The organism is Pseudomonas sp. D1HM (assembly GCF_019266105.1).
Lineage (GTDB): Bacteria > Pseudomonadota > Gammaproteobacteria > Pseudomonadales > Pseudomonadaceae > Aquipseudomonas > Aquipseudomonas taetrolens.
On sequence record NZ_LRMN01000013.1, the window covers coordinates 1 to 238 of the forward strand.

Consider the following 238-nt stretch of genomic DNA (forward strand, 5'->3'; position numbering starts at 1 on the left):
CACCAGCGCAATGGCCAGGGTGTTCGATCGGCAAAGCCGTACTCTTTACGGTCTTCAGGGCTCATTTCATAGTGCGGGTCTTCATCCATTCTTCCCGTCAGCCGTGCATATCGGCGCTCAATCTCAAAGGTATGCAGCCCTTCATAGGGTTTGAGTTCATCTTCCGTGGGCAAGATTCCACATGCAGCCAACAGCGAGTTGGGCGCATCCACCAATGGCCCGTCTTCCATATAGTTGC

At 53.8% G+C, this 238-nt stretch carries 1 pseudogene; it reads right to left on the reverse strand.

Features of this window, described 5'->3' with window-relative positions:
- Positions 1 to 238 (reverse strand): annotated as a pseudogene (locus AWM69_RS14325) (hypothetical protein); the annotation flags it as partial.